Genomic DNA, 21421 nt, shown 5'->3' on the forward strand with positions numbered 1-21421 from the left:
TGAACACCGCCTGGCCGGTCAGACCCCCCGGCCCTACGCCGAGAACGTCGGAGGGCTCCCGAAGGCTCCGCGCCCGTGGTCCACAACGGCCGTCCCACACCTCCCGAGCTGGGAGACGTTAAACGCCAAGCTCAAGCGCCCAAGGTGATCCGCCCGGCGACCGGCAGGTGGTCGCTGCCGGTGGCGGGCAGGGTGCGGATGTGGGCGACGGTGGCCGAGCGGGCCATGACCTGGTCGATCCGGGCCACCGGGAAACCGGCCGGGAAGCTGAAGGCGAAGCCCCGCTCGGCCACGTTCATCCGGGAGGTCAGCGGGGCCAGCCCACGGTCCTCGACCGTGCCGTTGAGGTCGCCCATCAGGATCACCCGCTTCCGCTGCTCGGCGGCGACGGCCTCGCCCAGCCGACCGGCGCTCTCGTCGCGCCACGACGATGCGAGACCGCTCGCCCCGACCCGTACCGAGGGCAGGTGCGCGACGTACGCGGCGATCTCACCGCGCGGCGTACGCACCCCGGCCCGCAGCCCGCGCCTCCAATCCTCCGTGATCCCCGGGGGCTTGATGTCCACCAGCCGGACGCCGCTGAGCGGATGCTTCGACCAGAGTCCTGCGGTGCCCCGGACCGCGTGGTACGGGTACTCCGGCGCCAGGGTCTTCTCGTACGCCGGTAGCGCCGTGGGCACCAGCTCCTCCAGCGCGATGAGATCGGGCCCGGCGTCGGCGAGCGCGCGGGCGGTACCCGCTGGGTCGGCGTTCTCGTCGCTGACGTTGTGCTGCACGACGAGCAGGTCGCCTTCCGGCTCCCCGGGCAGGAGCAGCCCGCCGAAGAGGTACGTCCAGGCCGCCACCGGCAACAGCAGCGCCACCAGCGCGGTGGCCGAACGCCGCAGCAGCGCCAGGCCCAGCAGCACGACGGCCACCAGCCCGAGCCACGGCAGGAACGCCTCCAGCAGACTGCCCAGCCGCCCCACGGAGTTGGGCACCGCCCGGTGGAACGCCAGCACCCCGGTCGTCAGCACCGCCACCCCGGCGAGCACCCGCCCCCGCGTCCAGGCCGACCGCCCCTCGCCCGTCCCCCAGCGCCGCACCCGCCGCAGTGTTTCCGCCTTCACCGTCGCTCGCTTCCATCCGTTCGGGCCTACTCTCGGAGACGATCGCCCGGGCGAATCGGTTTCTGGCGGGCACCGCCGGGCTGGTTGCCGGATGCGAATCGCGCCCATACGCACTTTCCGCACCCCCGGTTCCGGTACCCCCATGTGTGCGCCAACTGCTCAACCATGTAGAGACCGCGGCCGCCCTCTTCGTCGGCGTCGGCGATGCGGAGTCGCGGCAGCCTGTCCCCGTCGGGGTCGGACACCTCCAGCATGACGTCCTCGCCCTGGACGGAGACGCTGATCTCGATCTGGGCGAAGCTCACACGGCAGTGCCGGATGGCGTTGGACACCAACTCGCCGGCCGACAGGATCACGTCGTCGGCGACGCCGCCGCTGATACCCCAGTCCGCCAGGGCTTTGCTCACCCGCGCCCGCGCTCCCGGGACGTTCCTTATGTGCTTGGCGATCCGGAAGGTGTCCCGGCTCGACTCGTCCGTGATGACTTCGGGCATGGCAGACGTACCCCCTGACTGTTCGTCAAGACTGCGCTCTGTAGCGGCGCATGCGCTTGAGGTTACGTCCGAATGAACCACTACCGCAACACAGACAACCGCATACATGCGGCCGTTCGATTAGACTCAATGCCCTAAAGTGGTCCGCACATCACACTGGGTAGCCAAGAAGGGGGAGCCAATGCCCGCAGGGGGACGGCCGACCGTGCGCAGCAGGCGGCTCGGAGCAGCACTCAGGAGGCACCGGCAAGCCGCCAAGTTCGACCAGCCGCAGGCCGCTGAAATCATCGCCTCGTCTCAGACCAGGATCAGCCGCATGGAGAGCGGCCACGTGAGCGCCCGCCTCCTCGAAGTGCGCCTCTTGCTGGACGCGTACGGCGTCGAAGACGAGAAAGCGCGGGCCAGGCTGGAGGAGTTGGCAAAGGGTTCGAACAAGCGGGGCTGGTGGCTTGAGCACGCGGCGCACCTGCGAGCGGACTACCTTGACCACATCGCGCTGGAGGATGACGCGACGTACATCCGGGAGTGGCAACTGGCGGTCTTCCCGGGACTTTTGCAAACGCCAACGTACGCCGAGGCGGTCATCACCGCAGGCCCCGATTACGTTGACCCCGATCGAGTGGCGCAATTGATGAAGGTGCGCCAAGCGCGGCAAGCGAAGATCGACCCTGGAGGAACGTCGTACGCGGTCATTCTCTGGGAACCGGTGATCAGGCACCCGTTGGTGAACTCCGAGGTCCACCGCGAACAGCTCTCCTCCATCCTCGAAGTGGGGAAAAGGCAGAACGTAACCCTTCAAGTCCTCCCGTTCACCGCAGGAGTGCTTGCGGGAGCGACACCCGCCTTCTCCTCCTTCAGCTTCGATTCCGATCCAACCGTTGAGGCTGTGACCATGGAGAACCTTCGAGGCACGTCGGTGCTTGAGGACCCCCGGGATCTGACCGCTTACGCCAACGGGTTCGACCTACTACGATCGGCAGCACTTGCACCGGACGAAAGCGCACGCCTCATCCGGCGCGTCCTGCGAAGCAGCGAGGAAGAACAAGGTGACCTCTGAGGTTATAGGCCCTTACCAAAAGTCGTCATACTCCCTCCAAGAGGGCAACTGCGTAGAGATCGCGCTCACGGCCGACGGTGGCCGGGCCGTACGGGACAGCAAGGACCTCAGCCGACCGCCCCTGCACTTCGCCGGCGCGGGGTGGCAGGGATTCCTCCTGGGCATCAAGCACGGCACGTTCGACGCCTAGGACGGCGCCCCCGCCGCTATCCCCAGGTGAGCGGATCCAGATAGAGGTAGAACCGCTCCCGGTCACGGTCGAGGGCGGTGCCATAGCGGCGGGCGAACATCTCCTCCGCGTCGTCGGCCTGCCGGTCGTCGGCCCATGTCTCCCGGGCGGTGGCGAGCAGGAGGGCGAGGTCGGCGTAGGGGTCGGCGCGGCCGAGGCGGCCGAGGTCGATGAAGCCCGCCACCGTCCAAGTCGTCGGGTCGAGGACGATATTGGGCAGGCACAAATCCCCGTGGCAGACGACCGCCTGGGCGGCTTCCTGGGCGAGACGGCCCTCGACCTGCGGGGCAAGACGCGCGAGCAGTTCCTCGGGCGGGGTGTCCTGCTGCTCGACGGGCAGGAACTCCGGGTTGACCGCGCCCCGCGCCACGACCTCGCGTGCGGTGGCGAACGTCTGACGGAGGTCGCGGCTGAAGGGGCACGGCTGGAGCGGCAGGTCGTGCAGTCGCCGCACGGCGTCGGCGATCGGCTCCCACGCCGCGTGGAGCGTGGCGGCCGGAACCCGGTCCGCGGGGACGCCTTCCACGGTGCTGGTCACCAGGCAGGCGCCGGCATCGGTGACGCGCCAGTCGAGGACTTGGGCGCCCGGCGCACCCTGCGCATGAAGCCACTCGACCCGGTCCCGCTCCGCCTCCAGCGAGGCCACCTGCCGCGCGGGCACGCACTTCGCGTACCGGGAACCGTCATCGGAACGGAAGACAGCGGCCCCGGACTCCCCCGCGGTGACGGGCTCCCACCCGTCGCCGTCACGGCCCAGGGGCACCAGCGTTCGCAATGCGCTCGAATCGTTCACAGCCCCAGGCTACGAGGGCGCCACGCCCAAGGTGACGCGAGCCGCGACCGGCAGGTGGTCGCTGCAAGCGGCGGGCAGCGGGGCCTCGGACTCTCGCCTCGGGCGTGGAGGCACCGCCGGTGATTGCCCAGAGTTGACAGATATATTTCGTAGCTCGATATATAGTCGACGTGTGACAAGACGGAACCCGTCCTTGACGGAACCGCAGTACTTCATCCTTGCCGCGCTCATGGACGGGCCGTTGCACGGTTACGGCATCATCAAGGCGGCCGAGCAGGCCACCGAAGGGCGGCTCCGGATCGCTGTCGGCACCCTCTACGGCGCGCTGGAGCGGATGGAGCGGGCCGGACTGGTGGCCGCCGACCATGAGGAGATCGTGGACGGGCGGGCGCGGCGCTACTACAAGCTCACCGAGGACGGCACCGCGATACTCAGCCGGGAGGCATTGCGGATGCAGCAGGCGGCGGCCGTCGTCATCGGCCGCTCGCGGAATGCCGGAGCGGCCCCGGCATGAACCGTCTGCTGCTCGCGGCCTATCCGAAGCCCTACCGTTCCCGGCATGGAGAGGAGTTGCTGACCTGCCTGGCCGAGGCGTACCCCGGCCGCTCCTGGCCCCCGCCGCGCGAAGTCGCCGCCTTGGTGCGCGCCGGGGTGCAGGCCCGCGCCCGTGCCACCGCCCACGACACCACTCGGCCGTGGTGGCTGGACGGCATCCACCTGGCCGCCCTGGCCCTCGCCGCGCTGGCGCTCATTCCGTACTTGCAGGATGTGTGGCACTGGGCACTGCGCATCGACCCCGGACAGCACGCCATGGCCTTCCACTTCTCCGGCTGGTACCCGTGGGCCGAAGGTCCCACGCGGATACGGCTGCTGCCCTACGGGCTGCTCCCGCTGGTCTGCCTGATCGCTCTGCTGCGTGGCAGACCGTGGATCGCGCTGCCGGTCGCGGCAGCCATGATCTGGGCCGGCGCCACGTCCCACGGCCGCACCCTCTTCGGCGACGAGGGCAAGGCGGGCCTGGGCTACTACGGTCTTGGCACCCCGATAACGGCCCGTGACCTGGTGCTCTCGGGGACACTGTGCGCCGCGTGCGCCGTGCTGACGGCCTGCCGTCCCAGCCGTCTGCGGCGCCGCTCGTACCGCTGGCTGGCGCCCGTCGTGCTCGCCATGTACATGGCCGGTGGCCTGCACATCATCTCCGTCAGTCCAACCTTCCAGCGCGGCCTGTTCGCCCTCGAAGTCACCGCGCTGATCGCCGCGTGGGCGGCGACGGCCTCCACCGGGGATTACCGGTGGCTGATCCCCGTCGCGGCGGTCGCGTTCATCCGCACGCAGGCGATCGTGATCCAGCCGCAGGAGTTCATGCAGTCCCTGCCGGACCTGGTCGTCCTCGTCCTCCTGATCGCCCCCCTCCCGGTCCTGGCGATCGCCGCCCAGCGCCGACAGGGGCAGGCACTCGCCCCATAGGAGCGGACCCCCGGTGGGCCGACCGAGCCCGGCGGCCCACGTCGTGCCGCAAGACCTGCGTGACCGAACTCCCCCCCAACGGAAGAAACAGAGCGATGACAGAGCACGATTCCCAGTCCCTGCCCGCGCACCGTCCGGTTGCCTCAAGGCAGGCCCCCGAGGCCCCCGACGACTCCAGCCCGTCGCGTACGACACGGCCGTGGATGCCGGCCCTGCTGTACACCCTGGGGTTCCTGACGGTCTACCTGCTCGCCATCTGCACCCCGTGGGGGCAACGAGCTGAGAACCCCTGGTTCTATCTCGGTGAACAGGGCGGCGAAGCGGCATGGCTCTACCCCCTGTCAGGAGCGGAATACGGCTCGACGCCCCTGCCGCCGCTGGAACTGAGCGCCAAGCCCACCCTGATGGTGGGCCTGGCCGTCATCGTGGTCCTCACCCTGGTGCGGCGGTGCTGGCGGCAGGGGTGCGCGGCACTCGGGGTCGTCATTCTCACGGCCGGAGGCAACGATGTGCTCAAATCGACCATCCTGCCCCGCCCCGATCTGGTGGGCGCGCCCGAGAATCTCCTTGATCAGGGTTTCCCCAGCGGGCACTCGGCCATCCCCGCCGCGCTGACCCTCGCCGCCGTCCTCGTGGTTTCCCCCCGCATCCGCCCCTACGTCGCCTCGGCCGGTGTGCTGTGGCTCGCCTGCATCGCCGCCTACAGCGCGACCAACGGCGGCCACCGGCCCAGCGAAGTGCTGGGGGCCACACTGTTGGCCTGTGCCTGTTACGGCCTCGCAACCTGGCTGCTGCCGTCGGCCGCCGTGCCAGGCGCCACGCGGAGCCCCCGTGCGCTGCCCGTCATCACCCTGACGCTGGCACTGGCCGTCGCCCTCGTTTCCGGCGCACGGGACGACACCCTCACAAGGTCACTGGTCTCCGGGGCGATGGGCTTCATATGTGCGGCCCTGGTCTGGTACGCCGCGGTCGGGCGGCCCGCACTCACCGCACGCCGCACACGCCCCGCACTGGGCTGACCACCCGCCGGCGCGGCAACCGACCACAATGCCCTTGCGGTAGGCGGTGATGACACCGGTCTTCTGGCCAAGGCCGGCACCGTACCGTCGGTCTGATGTCTGCCGCGCGTACTGGGCGATGACGACGATCTTTTACGCGGGGCGGTAGGCCGCGCGGACGCGGCGGCCGCCGTCGACCACCAGGTCGGTGCCGGTGATCCAGGACGACTCGTCGGAGACCAGCCAGCGGACGGCGCTCGCCACGTCCTCCGGTTCGCCGATGCGGGCCAGGGGGAAGGTGGCGGCGATGGCGGATTCGTCGCGGTCCCAGACGAAGCGGGCCATCTCGGTGCGGACCAGGCCCGGGGAGACGGCGTTGACGCGGACGGACGGGGCGAGTTCGGCGGCGAGCTGGCGGGTGAGGCGGAGGAGGGCGGTCTTGCTGGCGCCGTAGGCGCCGACGCCGGGGCCCACGCCGTGGGTGCCCTCGGTACAGATGTTGACGATCGCGCCGCCGTGGTCGCGCATCCAGGCGTGCCAGGCCGCCTGGGTCAGGCGGAGCGGGGCCTCCACGTTGACGGTGAAGGCCGCGCGCCAGGCGAGCGGGTCGGCGTCGATGAGCGGGCCGAGCGGGGCGTTGGTCGCGGCGTTGTTGACGAGGATGTCGAGGCGGCCGAATTCCTCAACCGTGCGGGCGACGGCCTCGTCGAGGTGGGCCGGGTCCGCCACGTCGCCCTGGCAGGCGAGGGCGTCAGGGCCCAGCTCGCCTACGGCCGCGTCCAGTTCGGCCGCGCCACGTGCGGTCACGCACACCGCCGTGCCGTCGGCGGCCAGCGCCTTCGCCACCGCCAGGCCGATACCGCGCGAGGCGCCGGTGACGAGGGCCACGCGGGGCATCGGCACCCTCACCCCCGCGTGGACACGCTGTGGGTGTCGCGGCCCGAGCGCAGCACCCTCCCCGGGATCGCGCCGGTGATCTCGTCGTCGCGGATGGTCTCGACGCCGCCGACGCGGACGCTCACCATGCCCGCCGCCCGGGAGTCCAGGCGGGGGCTGTCACCGGGGAGGTCGTGGACGAGCGTCGCCGGACCTGCGTCGATGCGGTCGGGGTCGAAGAGGACGAGGTCGGCGTGGTAGCCCTCGGCGATCCGGCCGCGCATCCGCAGGCCGAGCAGCCGCGCCGGGTCGTCGGTCAGCATCCACACGGCGCGCTCCAGGCCGACCAGCTTCCGGCCGCGCAGGCAGTCGCCGATGAAGCGCGTGGTGTACGGGGCGCCGCACATCCGGTCCAGGTGGGCGCCCGCGTCGGAGCCGCCCAGCATGACGTCCTCGTGGTCCCAGGTCTGCCGCCGCAGCTCCCAGCTGGCCGGGTCGTTGTCGGTCGGCATCGGCCACAGGACCGTACGCATCTCGTCGGCGGCGCAGATCTCCACCAGGGTGTGGAAGGCGTCCTGTCCGCGCTCGGCGGCGATGTCGCGGACGACACGGCCGGTGAGTCCGGCGTTGGCCTCGCTGTAGGTGTCGCCGATGACGTACCGCTCGAAGTCGGCGAGCCGCCGGAAGACCCCGGCCTCGGGGCTGTTCGCGCGGCGCAGCATCTCCGCCCGCACAGCCGGGTCGCGGAGCCTCGCGATGCGCTCGGGGACGGGCAGGCCGAGGATGTCCCCCCAGCCCGGAATGAGGTTGAGCGCGCAGAACGTGCCGAGCGACATGTTCATGGGGGTGAGGATGGGCATGGTGAGGGCGACGATGCGGCCGCCCGCCGCACGGGCCCGCTCGCTCGCCAGGAGCTGGCGCGGGACGCGCTCGGGGACGGCGGCGTCGATGGTGAGCACGTTCCAGTTGAGGGGGCGGCCGGCGGCGGCGCTCATCTCCACCAGCAGGTCGATCTCCTCGTCGGCGAACCGGTCGAGGCAGCCCGCCACGATGGCCTCGATCTGGGTGCCCTCGTGTTCGCCGACGGCCCGGGACAGGGCAAGAAGCTCCTCGGGCTTCGCGTGCCGGGAGGCGACGGGCTGCCCGTCGCCGTCGGCGTGGGTGGAGGACTGGGTGGTGGAAAGACCCCACGCCCCCGCGTCCATCGCCTCGTGGAGGAGCCGCAGCATCGCCTCCATCTGGCCGGGGGTGGGCTGTCCGCCGATCGCGTCCGGGCCCATGACGTGGCGGCGCAGCGCGCAGTGGCCCACCATGAAGCCCGCGTTGACGGCGGTCCGGCCCTCCAGGGCGTCGAGGTATTCGCCGAAGCCGTGCCAGTTCCAGGGCGCGCCCTCCTCCAGGGCGACGAGCGACATGCCCTCGACCCGGCTCATCATCCGCCGCGTGTAGTCGGCGTCGCCGGGGCGCTCGGGGTTGAGCGGGGCGAGGGTGAAGCCGCAGTTGCCGCCCGCGATGGTGGTGACGCCGTGGTTCATGGAAGGGGTGGCGTACGGGTCCCAGAAGAGCTGGGCGTCGTAGTGGGTGTGCGGGTCGACGAAGCCGGGCGCGAGGACGAGCCCGGTGGCGTCCTCGGTGGTGCGGGCCGGTTCGCCGACGGTGCCCGGCTCGGCGACGGTGACGATCCGGCCGTCGCGCAGGCCGACGTCGGCGGTGTGCGAGGGCGCGCCCGTGCCGTCCACGACGGTCGCGCCCTTGATGAGGTGGTCGAGCACGGGTGGGGTCCCTTCTGGCGTCAGCCGTTATCTGTATGACATCAGCTGATATCTGTCAGCTGTCATCCGCCTGCTGTCAGCTGTCATCCGTTCACTGTCCGGCGGAAGCGGGTCGTGCGGTGCACCGGATCGGTGTCGATCTTCGGGATGACGTGCTCGCCGATGAGCTTGATGGTGTTCATGGTGTCCTCGTAGCCGATGCCGATCGGCAGCCCGAACGAGAGCTGGTCGGCCCCGGCCTGTTCCCACCGCTTGCACTGCCGGAAGACCTCGTCCGGGTCGCCGCAGATCATCAGCTCCTCGGCGATGAGCAGTTCGATGATCTCCTCGGTGTATTCGGGGAGGAGTTCGGGCCACTCCGGGATGCCGTCCGGGCGGGGAAAGGTGTCGTGGTAGCGGAAGAGGAGGGACTGGAGGTAGTTGAGGCCGCCGCCGAGCGCGATCTCGACCGCCTTGGCGTGGGTCTCGGCGCAGATCGCGGTCGAGGTCACCATGACGTTGTCGTTGACGAAGCCGCCGACCGGGTCGGCGTCCTTGACGGCGTTCTTGTAGGAGTCGAGGACCCACTCCATGTCGGACACCTTCTGGATGGAGAAGCCGAGGACGCCGAGGCCCTTGCGGCCCGCCATCGCGTACGAGGACGGGGAGCCGGCCGCGTACCACATGGCCGGGTGGCCCGCTCCGTACGGCTTGGGCAGCACCTTGCGGGGCGGGAGCGACCAGTGCTTGCCCTGGAAGCCCGGGTACTCGTCCCGCAGCCACATCTTGGCGAACTCGCCGATGGTCTCTTCCCAGATCTCCTTGGTGTGGTTCATGTCCGTGACGCCCGGGATGAACCCCAGGATCTCGTGGCTGCCCGCCCCGCGCCCCGAGCCGAACTCGAACCGGCCGCCGGAGAGGTGGTCGAGCATGGCCACCTTCTCGGCGACCTTCACCGGGTGGTTGACCTGCGGGAGGGGGTTGAAGATGCCGGATCCGAGGTGGATGCGCTCGGTGGCGTGGGCGAGGTAGCCGAGGAAGACGTCGTTCGCGGAGAGGTGGGAGTACTCCTCCAGGAAGTGGTGCTCGGAGGCCCACGCGTATTTGAAGCCGGATCGGTCGGCCTGGATGACGTACTCGGTCTCCTCGATGAGGGCGTGGTGCTCGGCCTCGGGGTCGGCGCGGCGTCGGCGCTCCGGCACGTATCCCTGTACGAACAGTCCGAATTCCAAGGGGGTCACCGCCTCTGCTCTATCTGACGTACCGTCAGATTTGGGTTCGACCATGGCACCGGCGGGGTTGGGCGTCAAGGGGCACGCCCGGCCCCCGGGGAGCCGTCAGAAGACCGAGACGCCGCACAGCCAGCCGCCGTCGGCGACGAGCGGCTGGCCGGTGATGTACGAGGAGTCGTCCGAGGTGAGGAAGAGCGCCAGGCGGGCGACCTCCTCGGGGCGGCCGATGCGGCCCATCGGGACCAGCTTGCGGTAGAGGCCGTCGACCGCCTCCGATGCCTCGGCCACCTGGGCCGGGTCCGCCGCCGGGTCGAGCCGGGCCGGGTTGCTCATGGGGGTGTCGATCGCGCCGGGGCACACCGCGTTGACCCGGATGCCCTTTCCCGCCAGCTCCATCGCGGCCACCCGGGTCATCCCGACGACGGCCGCCTTGGTGGCGGCGTACGAGGTCAGCAGGGCCATGCCGGAGAGGGCGACGTACGAGGCGGTGTTGACGATCGTGCCGCCGCCCGCCGCCGCCAGCTCCGGGGCGACGGTGCGCATGCCGAGGAAGGCGCCGACCTGGTTGACCTGGACGACGGCCAGGTACTCCTCCAGCGGGGTGCTGGTCAGCTCGTTGAAGCGGAGGATGCCCGCGTTGTTGACCAGCCCGTTCACCGCGCCGAAGGCGTCTTTCGCGAACGCCACGGCGGCCGCCCAGTCGTCCTCGCGGCTCACGTCCAGGTGGACGTAAGCGGCGGACTCCTCCCCCAGCTCCTTCGCCACGGCGCCGCCCTGGTCGTCGAGGACGTCCGCGAGCACCACCTTCGCGCCCTCGGCGGCGAACAGCCGCGCCTCCTGTTCGCCCTGCCCGCGCGCCGCACCCGTGATGATCACGACGCGTCCGTCCAGCTTGCCCACGATGGCCTCCTCAAGGGTTGAGTTGCGGGGCGACGTCGGCCGCGAAGGCCGCCATCTGGTCGGTCAGTTCGGCGCGGCTCCGGCTGCGGAACCGCACCTGGATCTGGTCCACCCCCATGGCCGCGTACGCGCGCAGGGACTCGGCCAGCCGCTCCGGTTTCCCGGTGAGCGTGCGGCGCCCCACGCGCCACGACGGCTCGCCCACGTACAGCGGCTCGGCGATGGCGCCGATCTCGGCGGGCTCCTCGACACCCGCCGCCTCGCGCAGCGCGCGCAGCCGGGCGATCTGGGCGGGGAGCCGGTCGCGCGGGTCGCCCTGCGGCAGCCAGCCGTCGCCCCGGACGGCGGCCCGGCGCAGCGCGGCGGGCGAGGAGCCGCCCACCCACAGCGGGGGGCGCGGCGTCTGGGCGGGGCGCGGGGCCTGGCCGAGGTCTCGATACGTGAAGCGCTCACCGTGGAAGTCGGCGAACTCCTCCGGCCCCAGCGCGGTCTTCAGCGCGTCGACCGTCTCGTCGAGCAGCGGCCCGCGCGCGTCGAAGTCGACGCCGAGCGCGTCGAACTCCTCGCGTACGTGCCCGGCGCCGACCCCGAGGATGAGCCGCCCGCCGGAGAGGTGGTCGAGCGTCGCGTACTGCTTGGCGGTGAGCAGGGGGTGCCGGAGCGCGGCGACCGCGACATGGCTGAGCAGCCGCACCCGCTCGGTGGCCGCGGCCAGATAGCCGAGGGTGGCGACCGGGTCGTACCAGACGGTGCCCATCGCGGCGGCCAGCCGCCGCGGGATCGCCACGTGGTCGCAGACGGCGACGTAGGCGAAGCCGGAGCGGTCGGCGGCGCGGGCGAGGGCGACGAGGTCGTCCGGACCGGCGGCCGCCTCCCACGGTTCGGCGTAGAGGGTGCTCTGTGACTGGATCGGCAGCTGTATGCCGTAGCTCAACCGGCCCCGGGGCAGGACGCGCATGCCGGGCCTCCTTGTCGGTGGACCGAAGTGGAGTGGACCGTGTGGACCGTGTGGACCGAGGTGGACCGAGGTGGACCGTGGGAGACCACGGCGGGACCGCTATCGTCGTATCTGACGGTCCATCAGACAAGGGCGGTGCTAGCGTACGAGGCATGTGCGCCCCTCAGGCCGCGCCCGTCTCTCACGAGGGCACGTGATGATCGAGACGGTGTTCCGGTGCGACGAACTCCCCCGAGCCGACCGGTTCGACTTCTGGCGCGAGCAGATGGCGAAGCTCATCGCCCCCATGGAGATGAGCACCGAACACACCGGCGACTTCCGGGGACAGGTCCGCATCCTGGAGGTCGGCCCGGCCCACGTATGGCCCACGAAGTTCGACCCGATGACCTTCCGGCGGACACCGAAGCTCATCCGGCAGTCGGACCCCGAGCTGTACCACTTCTCCTTCCTCGAAGGCGCGAACCTCCAGGTCTCCCAGGCCCGCGAGGAGGCGGCGCACTCCGCCGGCGGCCTGTACGTCGTCGACACCTCGCGCCCCTACGACTGCGTGGCCTTCGGCGGCCCTCCCCAGGGCGTGGGCCTGGAGATCCCCAAGGCGCTGATTCCGGTCCCCCACGACCGGATCGACCGGCTGCTCGCCCGGCCCATCCCGGGGCGCGAGGGGGTCGGCGCCCTGCTGACCGGGTTCCTCAGCCGGCTGTCCGCGGACAGCGGCTCGTACCGCCCTGCCGACGGGCCGCGACTGGGGGCCGTGCTGGTCGACCTGGCCACGGCGGTGCTCGCGCACGCCGCCGAGTCCGACGACGCCGTACCTCCCGAGACGCGGCAGCGGACCCTGTTCCTGCGCGTGCAGAACTTCATCCAGCGGAACCTGCACGACCCACAGCTGACCCCGGCCGCCGTCGCCGCCGCGCACCACATCTCCGTCAGCTATCTGCACCGGCTGTTCCGGGCCGAGGACACCACCGTCTCCGCCTGGATACGTCGGCAGCGCCTGGACCGCGTACGGCGGGACCTCGACGACCCCGGGCTGTCCGCCGTCCCCCTGCACGAACTCGCCGCGCGCCGTGGCTTCTCCCATCCCGCCGTCTTCAGCCGCGTGTTCCGCGCCGCGTACGGGATGCCGCCGAGCGACTACCGGCAGCTGGCCCTCAGATCGCGCGCACCGGACGCACCCCCGTGGCGTCCGGCACGCGGCGAACCCCGGCGCCAGACCCCCCAGCCTGCCGGAGCGCCGGGCGGGTGTCATTGACCGGCAGTGGACGCTTCCTTGCTCCTGGGTGAACCGGCGCGCACCCGCTACGCCCCGGGCCCGGCCCAGAGCCCGTCGACGGTCAGCCCCAGCAGCTCGATCGCGTTGCCCCGTACGATCCGCTCCACCACGTCCGGCGCGAGGTGGCCCATCTGCGCCTCGCCGACCTCCCGGGACTTCGGCCAGGTCGAGTCGGAGTGCGGATAGTCCGTCTCGTACAGGACGTTGCCCACGCCGATCGCGTCGAGGTTCCGCAGCCCGAAGGCGTCGTCGAAGAAGCAGCCGTGGACGTGCTCGGCGAACAGCTCGGACGGCGGCCGCAGCACCTTGTCGGCGACGCCGCCCCAGCCGCGGTTCTCCTCCCACACCACGTCGGCGCGCTCCAGGATGTACGGGATCCAGCCGATCTGGCCCTCCGCGTACATGATCTTGAGGTTGGGGAAGCGTTCGAACGTGCCGCTCATCAGCCAGTCGACCATCGAGAAGCAGCAGTTGGCGAAGGTGATGGTGGAACCCACCGCCGGGGGCGCGTCGGCGGAGGTCGAGGGCATGCGGGAGGACGAGCCGATGTGCATGGCGATGACCGTGCCGGTCTCGTCGCACGCCGCGAAGAAGGGATCCCAGGCGTCGGTGTGGATGGAGGGGAGCTGGAGGTTCGGCGGGATCTCGGAGAAGCAGACGGCGCGCACCCCGCGCGCGGCGTTGCGCCGTACCTCGGCGGCGGCCAGCTCCGCGTCCCACAGCGGGATGATGATCAGCGGGATGAGGCGGCCCCGCGCCTCGGGGCCGCACCACTCCTCCACCATCCAGTCGTTGTACGCGCGCACCCCGAGCAGCCCCAGCTCGCGGTCGCCCGCCTCGGTGAAGGTCTGCCCGCAGAAGCGCGGGAAGGTCGGGAAGCACAGCGCGGACTGGACGTGGTTGACGTCCATGTCGGCGAGCCGGTCGGGCACCGCGTAGGACCCGGGCCGCATCTGCTCGTAGGTGATGGCCTCCAGCCGGACCTCGTCGCGGGCGCAGCCGACGGCGGTGTCCAGCCGGGTGAGCGGCCGGCGCAGGTCCTCGTACACCCACCAGTCGGCGATCGGCCCGTCGTCGCCGGGCGCGCCCATCGTCGGGGCGAACTTGCCGCCGACGAAGGTCATCTCCTTCAGCGGCGCCCGGACGATGCGCGGGCCGGTGTCGCGGTACTTCGACGGGAGGCGGTCCCGCCAGACGTGAGGGGGCTCAACCGTGTGGTCGTCCACCGAGATGATCTTCGGGAAGCTCTCCATGCCGTTCACGGTAGCGCCGATCTGACGGGGGTGTCAGTTATCGGGTGCGGGTTCCCTCCGGGTGCACCGCGCGTTCCCCGCGTCCCCTCCCCGCCCCCGGCAGGCCCCTCCCGGCGCAAGCGTCGCGCCACGCACCATGGCCACTTCGGCCAACTATGGCGGGCTTGTGGAGGACGTGGGGGCCCTACTGACGCGGAAGGCGTTGACAAGGCAAACTGGCCCGTGCGAACGGGGAAGGACAGGCGAGGGGGAGACCATGGACGGCGAAAGGGAGCGGGTGCCGGGACAGCACTTGTACTTCACCGTGCTGGGCCCCGTCCGGGCCTGGCGGGGCGAAGAGGCGATCAACACCGGGTCGCCGCAGCAGCGCGCGCTGCTGGCCGCGCTGCTGCTGCGCGGCGGGCGCACCGCGACCGCGCCCGAGCTGGTCGACGGCCTGTGGGGCACCGAGCCGCCGGAAGCGGCGATCGCCGCGCTGCGCACGTACGCCTCGCGGCTGCGCAAGGCGTTCGGGCCGGACTCCGAGATCCTGGTGAGCGAATCGGGCGGCTACGCGATCCGGATCGGCCTGGGCGCCCTGGACACCGACGTGGCCGAGCAGCTGACGGCCGAGGCGGAGAAGGCGCAGCACTCCGGGGACCGCACGCGGGCGCGCGAGCTGTTCAACAAGGTGCTCGACCTGTGGGACGGCGAACCGCTGGCCGGAGTGCCGGGTCCGTACGCGGAGACCCAGCGCACCCGGCTGGACGAGTGGTACCGCTCCCTGATCGAGACCCGGCTCGACCTGGACCTGGAGCTGGGCCACCACTCCGAGGCGGTCTCCGAACTGACCGCGCTGACCGCCTCGTACCCGCTGCGCGAGCGGCTGCGGGAGCTGCTGATGCTGGCGCTGTACCGCAGCGGACGGCAGGCGGAGGCCCTGGCCGTCTACGCCGACACCCGGCGGCTGCTCGCCGACGAGCTGGGCGTGGACCCGCGCCCCGAGCTGTCCGCGCTGCACCAGCGGATCCTGGAGGCCGACGCGGAGCTGGCGGTCTCCGCGCACGCCGCCGAGGAGCCGAGCGGCGGCGCCGCGAGCTTCGTACGCCCCGCCCAGCTGCCCGCGACGGTCTCGGACTTCACCGGGCGGGCGCCCTTCATCAAGGAGCTGAGCGATCAACTCGCCACCGCCGAAGGGCGTGTCATGGCCGTGTCAGCGGTCGCGGGCATCGGAGGCGTCGGCAAGACCACCCTGGCCGTGCACGTCGCCCACGCCGCACGCCACCAGTTCCCCGACGGCCAGCTCTACGTCGACCTGCAGGGCTCGGGCCCCCTGGTCGCCGACCCCGGCGCCGTGCTGGGCTCCTTCCTGCGCGCCCTGGGCACCGCCGACAACGCCATCCCCGACGGCGTCGAGGAGCGCGCCGCGCTCTTCCGCTCCCTCCTGGACGGCCGCCGCGTCCTGACGCTGCTGGACAACGCCCGCGACGCCGCGCAGGTGCGCCCCCTGCTGCCCGGCACCCCGGGCTGCGCGGCGCTGATCACCAGCCGCCACCGGATGGTCGACCTGGAGAGCGCCCACCTGGTCGACCTCGATGTGATGAGCCCCGACGAGGCGCTGGTCCTCTTCACCCGCATCGTCGGCGAGGAGCGGGTCGCCTCCGAGCGCGACGCCGCGATGGACGTCGTGGCGGCCTGTGGCTTCCTGCCGCTGGCCATCCGCATCGCCGCCTCCCGTCTCGCCTCGCGCCGCACCTGGACGGTCTCCGCCCTGGCCGGCAAGCTCGGCGACGAGCGCCGGCGGCTGGACGAGCTGCGCGCCGGTGACCTCGCGGTCAAGGCCACCTTCGAACTCGGCTACGGCCAGCTCGAACCGCGACAGGCCCGCGCCTTCCGGCTGCTGGGCCTGGCCGACGGCCCCGACATCTCGCTCGCCGCGGCGGCGGCCGTGCTGGACATGGACGTCGACGACGCGGAGGACCTGCTGGAGAGCCTGGTCGACACCAGCCTCCTGGAGTCCGCCTCCCCCGGCCGCTACCGCTTCCACGACCTCGTGCGGCTCTACGCGCGTGCGTGCGCGGAGCGGGACGAGATGCCGCCGTCCGAGCGGGACGCCGCGCTGTCCCGGCTGCTGGACTTCTACCTCGTCTCCGCCGCCCGGGTCTTCGCCCTGGCCCGCCCCGGGGACCGGCTGGTGGACCACCTGGAGCCGACGCGGTATCCGGGGCTGGACTTCCAGGACTCGGCCGCCGCGCTCGACTGGATGTTCGCCGAGGCGCACTGCCTGCTGGCCTGCGTCCAGCAGCTGGCGACCGGCGCCACGCTGCGCCGCGCGGCCGACCTCCTGGTGGCGGCGAAGGACCTCGGCGAGTCGGGCGCCAACTCCCGGCAGTACGAGGCGGCGGCCCAGACCGTGCGCGACGCGGGGGAACTCGCCGGCGATCCGCGCGCGGAGGGGCGCGCCCGCTTCACCCTCTCCCATCTGCACTGGATGGCCAGCCGGTACGAGCAGGGCGAATACGAGGGCCGTCAGGCCATGCGGCTGGCCCTGGCGGCCGAGGACCCGGTGCCCGGCTGCGAGGTGCCCAACGAGCGCGGCATCATCGCGCTCTACCAGAAGCGGTACGAGGACGCCGAGGCGTACTTCCGCCAGGCGCTCGAATCCTTCCGCGCCGATGACAACCGGCCGGGCATCGCCGGCGCGCTGTGCAACATCTCGCGGGCCCACTCGGCGATGGGCCGCACCGACAGCGCCATCGAACTCGCCGCCGAAGGCGTCGAGATCTACAGCGGCCTGGGGCTCGCCCTGCGGGTCGCCAACGGACGATTCGCCCTCGGCATCGCGCTCCACCAGGCCGGGCGGTACGACGAGGCGCTCGACCAGCTGACGCAGGCGCTCACCTTGTTCCGCGAGAACCGGCAGCGCCTCTGGGAAGGCTCCACCCACGCCCGGCTGGCCGAGGTCCACCTCGCGGCGGGCCGTCCGCCGGAGGCGGCCACCCACGCCGAACAGGCCCTCGCGCTGCGCTTCGTGGGCGGTGAGTTCCGTCGCGGCACCGTGCTGAAGGTCTTGGGCCAGGCCCTGGACCTGATGGGCCAGACGGACCGGGCCCGGGCCTGCTGGCAGGAGGCCCTGTCCATCTACGAGCAGCTGGACAACCCCGCGGAGGCGGAGGAAGTACGGGCCCTGATGGCGCCCATGGCGACCGCATAGCAGGGCTCGCGCGGCACGTTCATCAATCGTTTATCCCGGACCGGCAGTCTTAGTGCTGTCGATCCGTCCCCGCGGGGGGCAGACGGGTCGGTGAAGAGGCCACTTCCTGCCTCGTTCCAGGGTGAGCGGCCTTGTGCCCGTCCGGCGACCCACGGGGGAGTCGCCGGACGGGCGTTGTGCGCCCCAACCGACCGAGTTCAATGGAGTTGATCCTGGTGAGTCAGGACAAGAAGCCCACGTCGGACGCCTACCGGCCACTCGACAGCCACCCGGACAGCCCGTCGCCGCTCAAGGCCGACAGCCACCCGGACGGGGTGGGCATCGGCACACTGGACAGCCACCCGGACGGGGTGGGCATCGGCACGCTGGACAGCCACCCGGACAGCCCGGGCATCGGCACCGAGGACAGCCACCCGGACGGCCCGAAGCCGCTCCAGGCCGACAGCCACCCGGATGGCGCCGCCCAGATCACGACGCTCGACAGCCACCCGGACAGCACGACCACGTAGGGTCCGTCGGCGGCCGCCGACGGAGCACGGCATGGCGGGACCGGTGTTGGTGGGCCGGAGGGGAGGCCACCAGCACCGGTCCTCGCCATGGTGAGCCGCACATGAGTCGCACATATCACCGCTTGCGCCATTTATCGATGATTTCAAGACAGTCTCATCGAACACTTATCCACGTGCCAATAATCTTGCGTTTCACTTAGCAAACGCCCGCGCAGCTTCAGGAGTTGGTATGACCTACTCGAAGAAGGCCCTCGTCTCCTTCGCCTTCGCAGCAGCGATAGCCGCCGGAACCGCGGCCCCGGCCCTGGCCGACGCCCATCCGGACCATGTGGGCGTCACGACGCAGGACGCCCACCCGGACTCGCCCCAGCCCGTCTCCGGCGCCCAGGCGGACAGCACCGACGGCTGACCACGCGCCGCCGAGCATTCCAGGCGTGGGGCCGAGCCGCTGCGGCTGGGCCCCACGCCGTCGTTTCAGGCCGGGCGGCCCCGGAGCCGGTGCTTGAGCACCTTGCCGCTCGCGTTGCGCGGCAGTTCCGGCACGAACTCCACGTGGCGCGGCACCTTGTAGTTGGCCATTTCGCGGCGGGACCAGGCGATCAGGTCGTCGGCGGTCAGGGTGGCGGCCGGGCGGCGGACCGCGAAGGCCTTGGCGACCTCGCCGAGGCGCGCGTCCGGGACGCCGACGACGGCGACATCGGCGAGGTCGGGGTGGCGGGCGAGGAGCCGCTCGATCTCGGCGGGATAGGCGTTGAAGCCGCCGACGATGAACATGTCCTTGATCCGGTCGGTGATCCGCAGATTGCCCTCCGCGTCGAGGACGCCGATGTCGCCCGTCCGCAGCCAGCCGTCCGGCGTGATGGCGCGGGCGGTGGCGACCGGGTCCTCGAAGTAGCCGCGCGTCACGTGGTAGCCGCGGACCCAGACCTCGCCGGGGGCGCCCGGCGGACGCGGATCGCCCAGCGGGTTCACGATCCTGATCTCGGTGTCCGGGATGGCGCGGCCCGAGGTGGCGGCGATGGTCTCCGGCGGATCACCACCGCGGCACATGGTGACGGTGCCGGACGCCTCGGTCAGGCCGTACGCCGTCAGCACGGTGGCGACGCGCAGTTCGGAGCGCAGCCGCTCCACCAGCTCCAGCGGGACGACGGCGGCACCGGTGACGACCAGACGCAGCGTGGACAGGTCGTGGGCGTCGCGCGCCGGGTGGTCGAGGATCGCCTGGTGCAGGGTGGGCGGGCCGGGCAGGACGCTGATGCGCTCGGCGGCGATGCGGGTGAGCGCGCTGTCCGCGTCGAAGACGGACTGCGGCACCATCGTCGCGCCGCGCATCAGGCAGGCGATGATCCCCGCCTTGTAACCGAAGGTGTGAAAGAAGGGGTTGACGATGAGATAGCGGTCGCCGCGCCTCAGCCCCGTCACCTCGCTCCAGGTGTCGTAGACCCGCAGGGTCTGCCCGTGGGTGATCTCCACGCCCTTGGGGTCGCCCGTGGTGCCGGAGGTGAAGGTGATGTCGGACGGGTCGCCCGGTCGTACGGAGTCGGCCCGCTCCCGTACGGCGTCCGGCGGCACGGACTCGCCCGCCGTCAGGAAGTCCTTCCAGGTGCGGAAGTTCTCGGGGGCGTCCCCGGCGAGGACGATCACCTCGCGCAGATAGGGCAGCCCCGGCAGCGGAACCCCCTGGCCCGGCCCGCGTTCCGCCGCCCGGCGCAGTGACGCCACGTAGGAGGCGCCCAGGAAGGTGCCGGTGATGAACAGGTGGGTGGCCCGGGTGCGCCGCAGGATGTACGCCGCCTCGGCCCCCTTGAAGCGGGTGTTGACCGGGACCAGGACGCCGCCCGCGGTGACCGCGCCGAGGGCCGCCACGATCCAGTCGGCGGTGTTGGGCGCCCAGATCGCGACCCGGTCGCCCCGCTCGACGCCGGAGGCGACGCACGCGGCCGCGGCCCGTTCGACGCGGGTGCCGAGGTCGGCGTAGGAGATCCGGGCGCGGCCCTCGACGACGGCCTCGGTCGCGTCCCCGTACGTCCGCGCCGCGGCCCGTATCAGCGCCGGGATGGTCCGCCACTTGGCCATGTCCCGCCTCCAGCACAGCGACTCCCACTAGCTGACTACCCGTCAGATTAGCGGTAGCCTTCCCCGCTGTCAGCACGGTGACCGCGACGTACGGAGGTGGCCATGGGCCTGAAGGACGCGACGGCGATCGTCGGCATCGGCCAGACCGCGTTCGCCAAACGCCTCCCCGCATCCGAGAAGACGCTCGCCTGCCGGGCGATCCTGGCCGCGCTCGACGACGCCGGGATCGCCCCCTCCGAGGTGGACGCCTTCGCCTCGTACACCATGGAGGAGACCGACGAGGTCGAGGTCGCCAAGGCGATCGGCGCGGGCGACGTGACCTTCTTCAGCAAGGTCGGCTACGGAGGAGGCGGTTCCTGCGCGACCGTCGCGCATCTGGCCGCCGCCATCGCCACCGGGCAGGCGGGCGTCGGCGTGGCCTGGCGCTCCCGCAAACGCGGCAGCGGGCCCCGGCCCTGGACCAACACCCGCGTCCAGCTGCCCACCCCCGCCCAGTGGACCCGGCCGTACGGGCTGCTGCGGCCCGCCGACGAGATCGGGCTGCTGGCCCGCCGCTACATGCACGAGTACGGCGCCACCCGCGACCACTTCTTCAACGTCGCGCTGGCCTGCCGCAACCGCGCCAACCAGAACCCCGCCGCGATGATGTACGAACGACCGCTGACCCGCGAGATGTACATGACCGCCCGCTGGATCAGCGAACCGCTGTGCCTGTTCGACAACTGCCTGGAGACGGACGGCGCGCTGGCCTGCGTCATCGTCTCCGCCGAGCGGGCGCGCGACTGCGCCCGGCGGCCGGTCTACGTCCACTCCGCCGCCCAGGGGCTGCCCGCGCAAGCCCACGGGATGGTCAACTACTGGAACGACGACCCGCTCACCGGCCCCTCCTGGACCGCCGCCCGCCGCCTGTGGAAAGGCGCCGACTTCGGGCCGCAGGACGTGGACGTGGCGCAGATCTACGACGCGTTCACCCCGCTGATCCCGCTGTCCCTGGAGGGCTACGGCTTCTGCGGGCGCGGCGAGGGCGCCGCGTTCACCGAGGGCGGCGCGCTGGAGCTGGGCGGGCGGCTGCCGCTCAACACCGGCGGGGGCGGGCTGAGCGAGGCGTATGTGCACGGCTTCAACCTCATCACCGAGGGGGTCAGACAGTTGCGCGGCACCAGCACCGCCCAGGTCCCCGACGCCGCGACCTGCCTGGTCACGGCGGGCGAGGGGGTTCCCACATCGGCCCTGCTGCTGAGGAGTTGACGACA

20 protein-coding genes are annotated in these 21421 nt (G+C 71.6%); 10 read left to right on the plus strand and 10 right to left on the minus strand.

Annotation, left to right across the window (positions count from 1 at the left end):
* Window positions 1–131: 131 nt before the first annotated feature.
* Together ASC60_RS32725 and ASC60_RS32730 are read right to left on the minus strand one after the other, a co-directional pair.
* Complete coding sequence (locus ASC60_RS32725) at window positions 132–1034, minus strand: endonuclease/exonuclease/phosphatase family protein (RefSeq protein ID WP_055557398.1); 903 nt, start codon at window positions 1032–1034, stop codon at window positions 132–134.
* A gap of 101 nt (window positions 1035–1135) precedes the next feature.
* Window positions 1136–1603, minus strand: coding sequence for an ATP-binding protein (locus ASC60_RS32730; protein ID WP_055557322.1), 468 nt, complete (start codon window positions 1601–1603; stop codon window positions 1136–1138).
* Window positions 1604–1784: 181 nt separating this feature from the next.
* On the opposite strand from ASC60_RS32730, the gene ASC60_RS32735 reads away from it, so the two are divergent.
* Window positions 1785–2660, plus strand: coding sequence for a helix-turn-helix transcriptional regulator (locus tag ASC60_RS32735; RefSeq protein ID WP_055557323.1), 876 nt, complete (start codon window positions 1785–1787; stop codon window positions 2658–2660).
* Window positions 2650–2850, plus strand: a complete 201-nt coding sequence (locus ASC60_RS32740) for a DUF397 domain-containing protein (protein ID WP_055557324.1) — start codon at window positions 2650–2652, stop codon at window positions 2848–2850. The genes ASC60_RS32735 and ASC60_RS32740 overlap by 11 nt, the downstream gene beginning before the upstream one ends.
* A 16-nt stretch (window positions 2851–2866) precedes the next feature.
* Here ASC60_RS32740 and ASC60_RS32745 read toward each other — a convergent pair whose 3' ends face one another.
* Window positions 2867–3682 (minus strand): APH(3'') family aminoglycoside O-phosphotransferase, encoded by an 816-nt coding sequence (locus tag ASC60_RS32745; RefSeq protein WP_055557325.1) that lies wholly within the window; start codon window positions 3680–3682, stop codon window positions 2867–2869.
* A 172-nt stretch (window positions 3683–3854) separates the two neighbouring features.
* Between ASC60_RS32745 and ASC60_RS32750 the strand changes: the two genes are divergently transcribed.
* The 3 genes from ASC60_RS32750 to ASC60_RS32760 all read left to right on the plus strand — a co-directional run bounded on the left by ASC60_RS32750 (window position 3855) and on the right by ASC60_RS32760 (window position 6168).
* The gene (locus ASC60_RS32750) at window positions 3855–4196 is read left to right on the plus strand and encodes a PadR family transcriptional regulator (RefSeq protein WP_055557326.1); all 342 of its coding nucleotides are present in this window, start codon (window positions 3855–3857) and stop codon (window positions 4194–4196) included.
* Window positions 4193–5149 carry a hypothetical protein gene (locus ASC60_RS32755; protein WP_055557327.1) on the plus strand — a complete coding sequence of 319 codons (957 nt, stop codon included), beginning with the start codon at window positions 4193–4195 and terminating at the stop codon, window positions 5147–5149. Before ASC60_RS32750 ends, ASC60_RS32755 begins: the two co-directional genes overlap by 4 nt.
* Before the next feature lie 95 nt (window positions 5150–5244).
* Entirely contained in the window at window positions 5245–6168 is a 924-nt protein-coding gene (locus ASC60_RS32760) for a phosphatase PAP2 family protein (protein WP_055557328.1), read from the plus strand.
* Window positions 6169–6300: 132 nt separating this feature from the next.
* On the opposite strand, the gene ASC60_RS32765 is transcribed toward ASC60_RS32760, so the two are convergent.
* The 5 genes from ASC60_RS32765 to ASC60_RS32785 all read right to left on the minus strand — a co-directional run bounded on the left by ASC60_RS32765 (window position 6301) and on the right by ASC60_RS32785 (window position 11864).
* Entirely contained in the window at window positions 6301–7044 is a 744-nt protein-coding gene (locus ASC60_RS32765; RefSeq protein WP_055557329.1) for an SDR family oxidoreductase, read from the minus strand.
* Window positions 7045–7052: 8 nt separating this feature from the next.
* A complete protein-coding gene (locus ASC60_RS32770) occupies window positions 7053–8795 on the minus strand; it encodes an amidohydrolase family protein (RefSeq protein ID WP_055557330.1) in 1743 nt (580 codons plus the stop codon).
* An 83-nt stretch (window positions 8796–8878) separates the two neighbouring features.
* Entirely contained in the window at window positions 8879–10006 is a 1128-nt protein-coding gene (locus ASC60_RS32775; protein ID WP_055557331.1) for an LLM class flavin-dependent oxidoreductase, read from the minus strand.
* Window positions 10007–10111: 105 nt separating this feature from the next.
* Window positions 10112–10906 (minus strand): SDR family NAD(P)-dependent oxidoreductase, encoded by a 795-nt coding sequence (locus ASC60_RS32780; RefSeq protein WP_055557332.1) that lies wholly within the window; start codon window positions 10904–10906, stop codon window positions 10112–10114.
* Between the two features lie 10 nt (window positions 10907–10916).
* Window positions 10917–11864: an LLM class F420-dependent oxidoreductase gene (locus tag ASC60_RS32785; RefSeq protein WP_055557333.1), complete on the minus strand. Its 948-nt coding sequence runs from the start codon at window positions 11862–11864 to the stop codon at window positions 10917–10919.
* A 196-nt stretch (window positions 11865–12060) separates the two neighbouring features.
* On the opposite strand from ASC60_RS32785, the gene ASC60_RS32790 reads away from it, so the two are divergent.
* The gene (locus ASC60_RS32790; protein ID WP_063787259.1) at window positions 12061–13116 is read left to right on the plus strand and encodes a helix-turn-helix domain-containing protein; all 1056 of its coding nucleotides are present in this window, start codon (window positions 12061–12063) and stop codon (window positions 13114–13116) included.
* 47 nt (window positions 13117–13163) lie between these two features.
* On the opposite strand, the gene ASC60_RS32795 is transcribed toward ASC60_RS32790, so the two are convergent.
* On the minus strand, window positions 13164–14390 hold the full coding sequence (locus tag ASC60_RS32795) for an amidohydrolase family protein (RefSeq protein WP_055557335.1): 1227 nt from the start codon (window positions 14388–14390) through the stop codon (window positions 13164–13166).
* A 256-nt stretch (window positions 14391–14646) separates the two neighbouring features.
* On the opposite strand from ASC60_RS32795, the gene ASC60_RS32800 reads away from it, so the two are divergent.
* From ASC60_RS32800 to ASC60_RS32810, 3 genes are all read left to right on the plus strand, one after another.
* On the plus strand, window positions 14647–17583 hold the full coding sequence (locus ASC60_RS32800) for a BTAD domain-containing putative transcriptional regulator (protein ID WP_055557336.1): 2937 nt from the start codon (window positions 14647–14649) through the stop codon (window positions 17581–17583).
* Window positions 17584–17798: 215 nt separating this feature from the next.
* A complete protein-coding gene (locus ASC60_RS32805) occupies window positions 17799–18092 on the plus strand; it encodes a hypothetical protein (RefSeq protein ID WP_159043369.1) in 294 nt (97 codons plus the stop codon).
* Window positions 18093–18321: 229 nt separating this feature from the next.
* Window positions 18322–18501 (plus strand): hypothetical protein, encoded by a 180-nt coding sequence (locus ASC60_RS32810; protein ID WP_055557338.1) that lies wholly within the window; start codon window positions 18322–18324, stop codon window positions 18499–18501.
* Between the two features lie 65 nt (window positions 18502–18566).
* On the opposite strand, the gene ASC60_RS32815 is transcribed toward ASC60_RS32810, so the two are convergent.
* A complete protein-coding gene (locus ASC60_RS32815) occupies window positions 18567–20168 on the minus strand; it encodes a FadD3 family acyl-CoA ligase (protein ID WP_055557339.1) in 1602 nt (533 codons plus the stop codon).
* A 102-nt stretch (window positions 20169–20270) separates the two neighbouring features.
* Here ASC60_RS32815 and ASC60_RS32820 point away from each other — a divergent pair, with 102 nt between their 5' ends.
* Window positions 20271–21416 carry a lipid-transfer protein gene (locus tag ASC60_RS32820; protein WP_055557340.1) on the plus strand — a complete coding sequence of 382 codons (1146 nt, stop codon included), beginning with the start codon at window positions 20271–20273 and terminating at the stop codon, window positions 21414–21416.
* Window positions 21417–21421 lie beyond the last annotated feature (5 nt).

It is taken from the genome of Streptomyces sp. NBRC 110028, assembly GCF_001417735.1.
Lineage (GTDB): Bacteria > Actinomycetota > Actinomycetes > Streptomycetales > Streptomycetaceae > Streptomyces.

Bases quoted from the DNA above. Each gene is read 5' to 3' on its own strand.
- ASC60_RS32730 (WP_055557322.1), bottom strand. From the start codon at position 1,603: ATGCCCGAAGTCATCACGGACGAGTCGAGCCGGGACACCTTCCGGATC.
- ASC60_RS32735 (WP_055557323.1), top strand. From the start codon at position 1,785: ATGCCCGCAGGGGGACGGCCGACCGTGCGCAGCAGGCGGCTCGGAGCA.
- ASC60_RS32755 (WP_055557327.1), top strand. From the start codon at position 4,193: ATGAACCGTCTGCTGCTCGCGGCCTATCCGAAGCCCTACCGTTCCCGG.
- ASC60_RS32760 (WP_055557328.1), top strand. From the start codon at position 5,245: ATGACAGAGCACGATTCCCAGTCCCTGCCCGCGCACCGTCCGGTTGCC.
- ASC60_RS32765 (WP_055557329.1), bottom strand. From the start codon at position 7,044: ATGCCCCGCGTGGCCCTCGTCACCGGCGCCTCGCGCGGTATCGGCCTG.
- ASC60_RS32785 (WP_055557333.1), bottom strand. From the start codon at position 11,864: ATGCGCGTCCTGCCCCGGGGCCGGTTGAGCTACGGCATACAGCTGCCG.
- ASC60_RS32790 (WP_063787259.1), top strand. From the start codon at position 12,061: ATGATCGAGACGGTGTTCCGGTGCGACGAACTCCCCCGAGCCGACCGG.
- ASC60_RS32795 (WP_055557335.1), bottom strand. From the start codon at position 14,390: ATGGAGAGCTTCCCGAAGATCATCTCGGTGGACGACCACACGGTTGAG.
- ASC60_RS32800 (WP_055557336.1), top strand. From the start codon at position 14,647: ATGGACGGCGAAAGGGAGCGGGTGCCGGGACAGCACTTGTACTTCACC.
- ASC60_RS32810 (WP_055557338.1), top strand. From the start codon at position 18,322: ATGACCTACTCGAAGAAGGCCCTCGTCTCCTTCGCCTTCGCAGCAGCG.
- ASC60_RS32815 (WP_055557339.1), bottom strand. From the start codon at position 20,168: ATGGCCAAGTGGCGGACCATCCCGGCGCTGATACGGGCCGCGGCGCGG.
- ASC60_RS32820 (WP_055557340.1), top strand. From the start codon at position 20,271: ATGGGCCTGAAGGACGCGACGGCGATCGTCGGCATCGGCCAGACCGCG.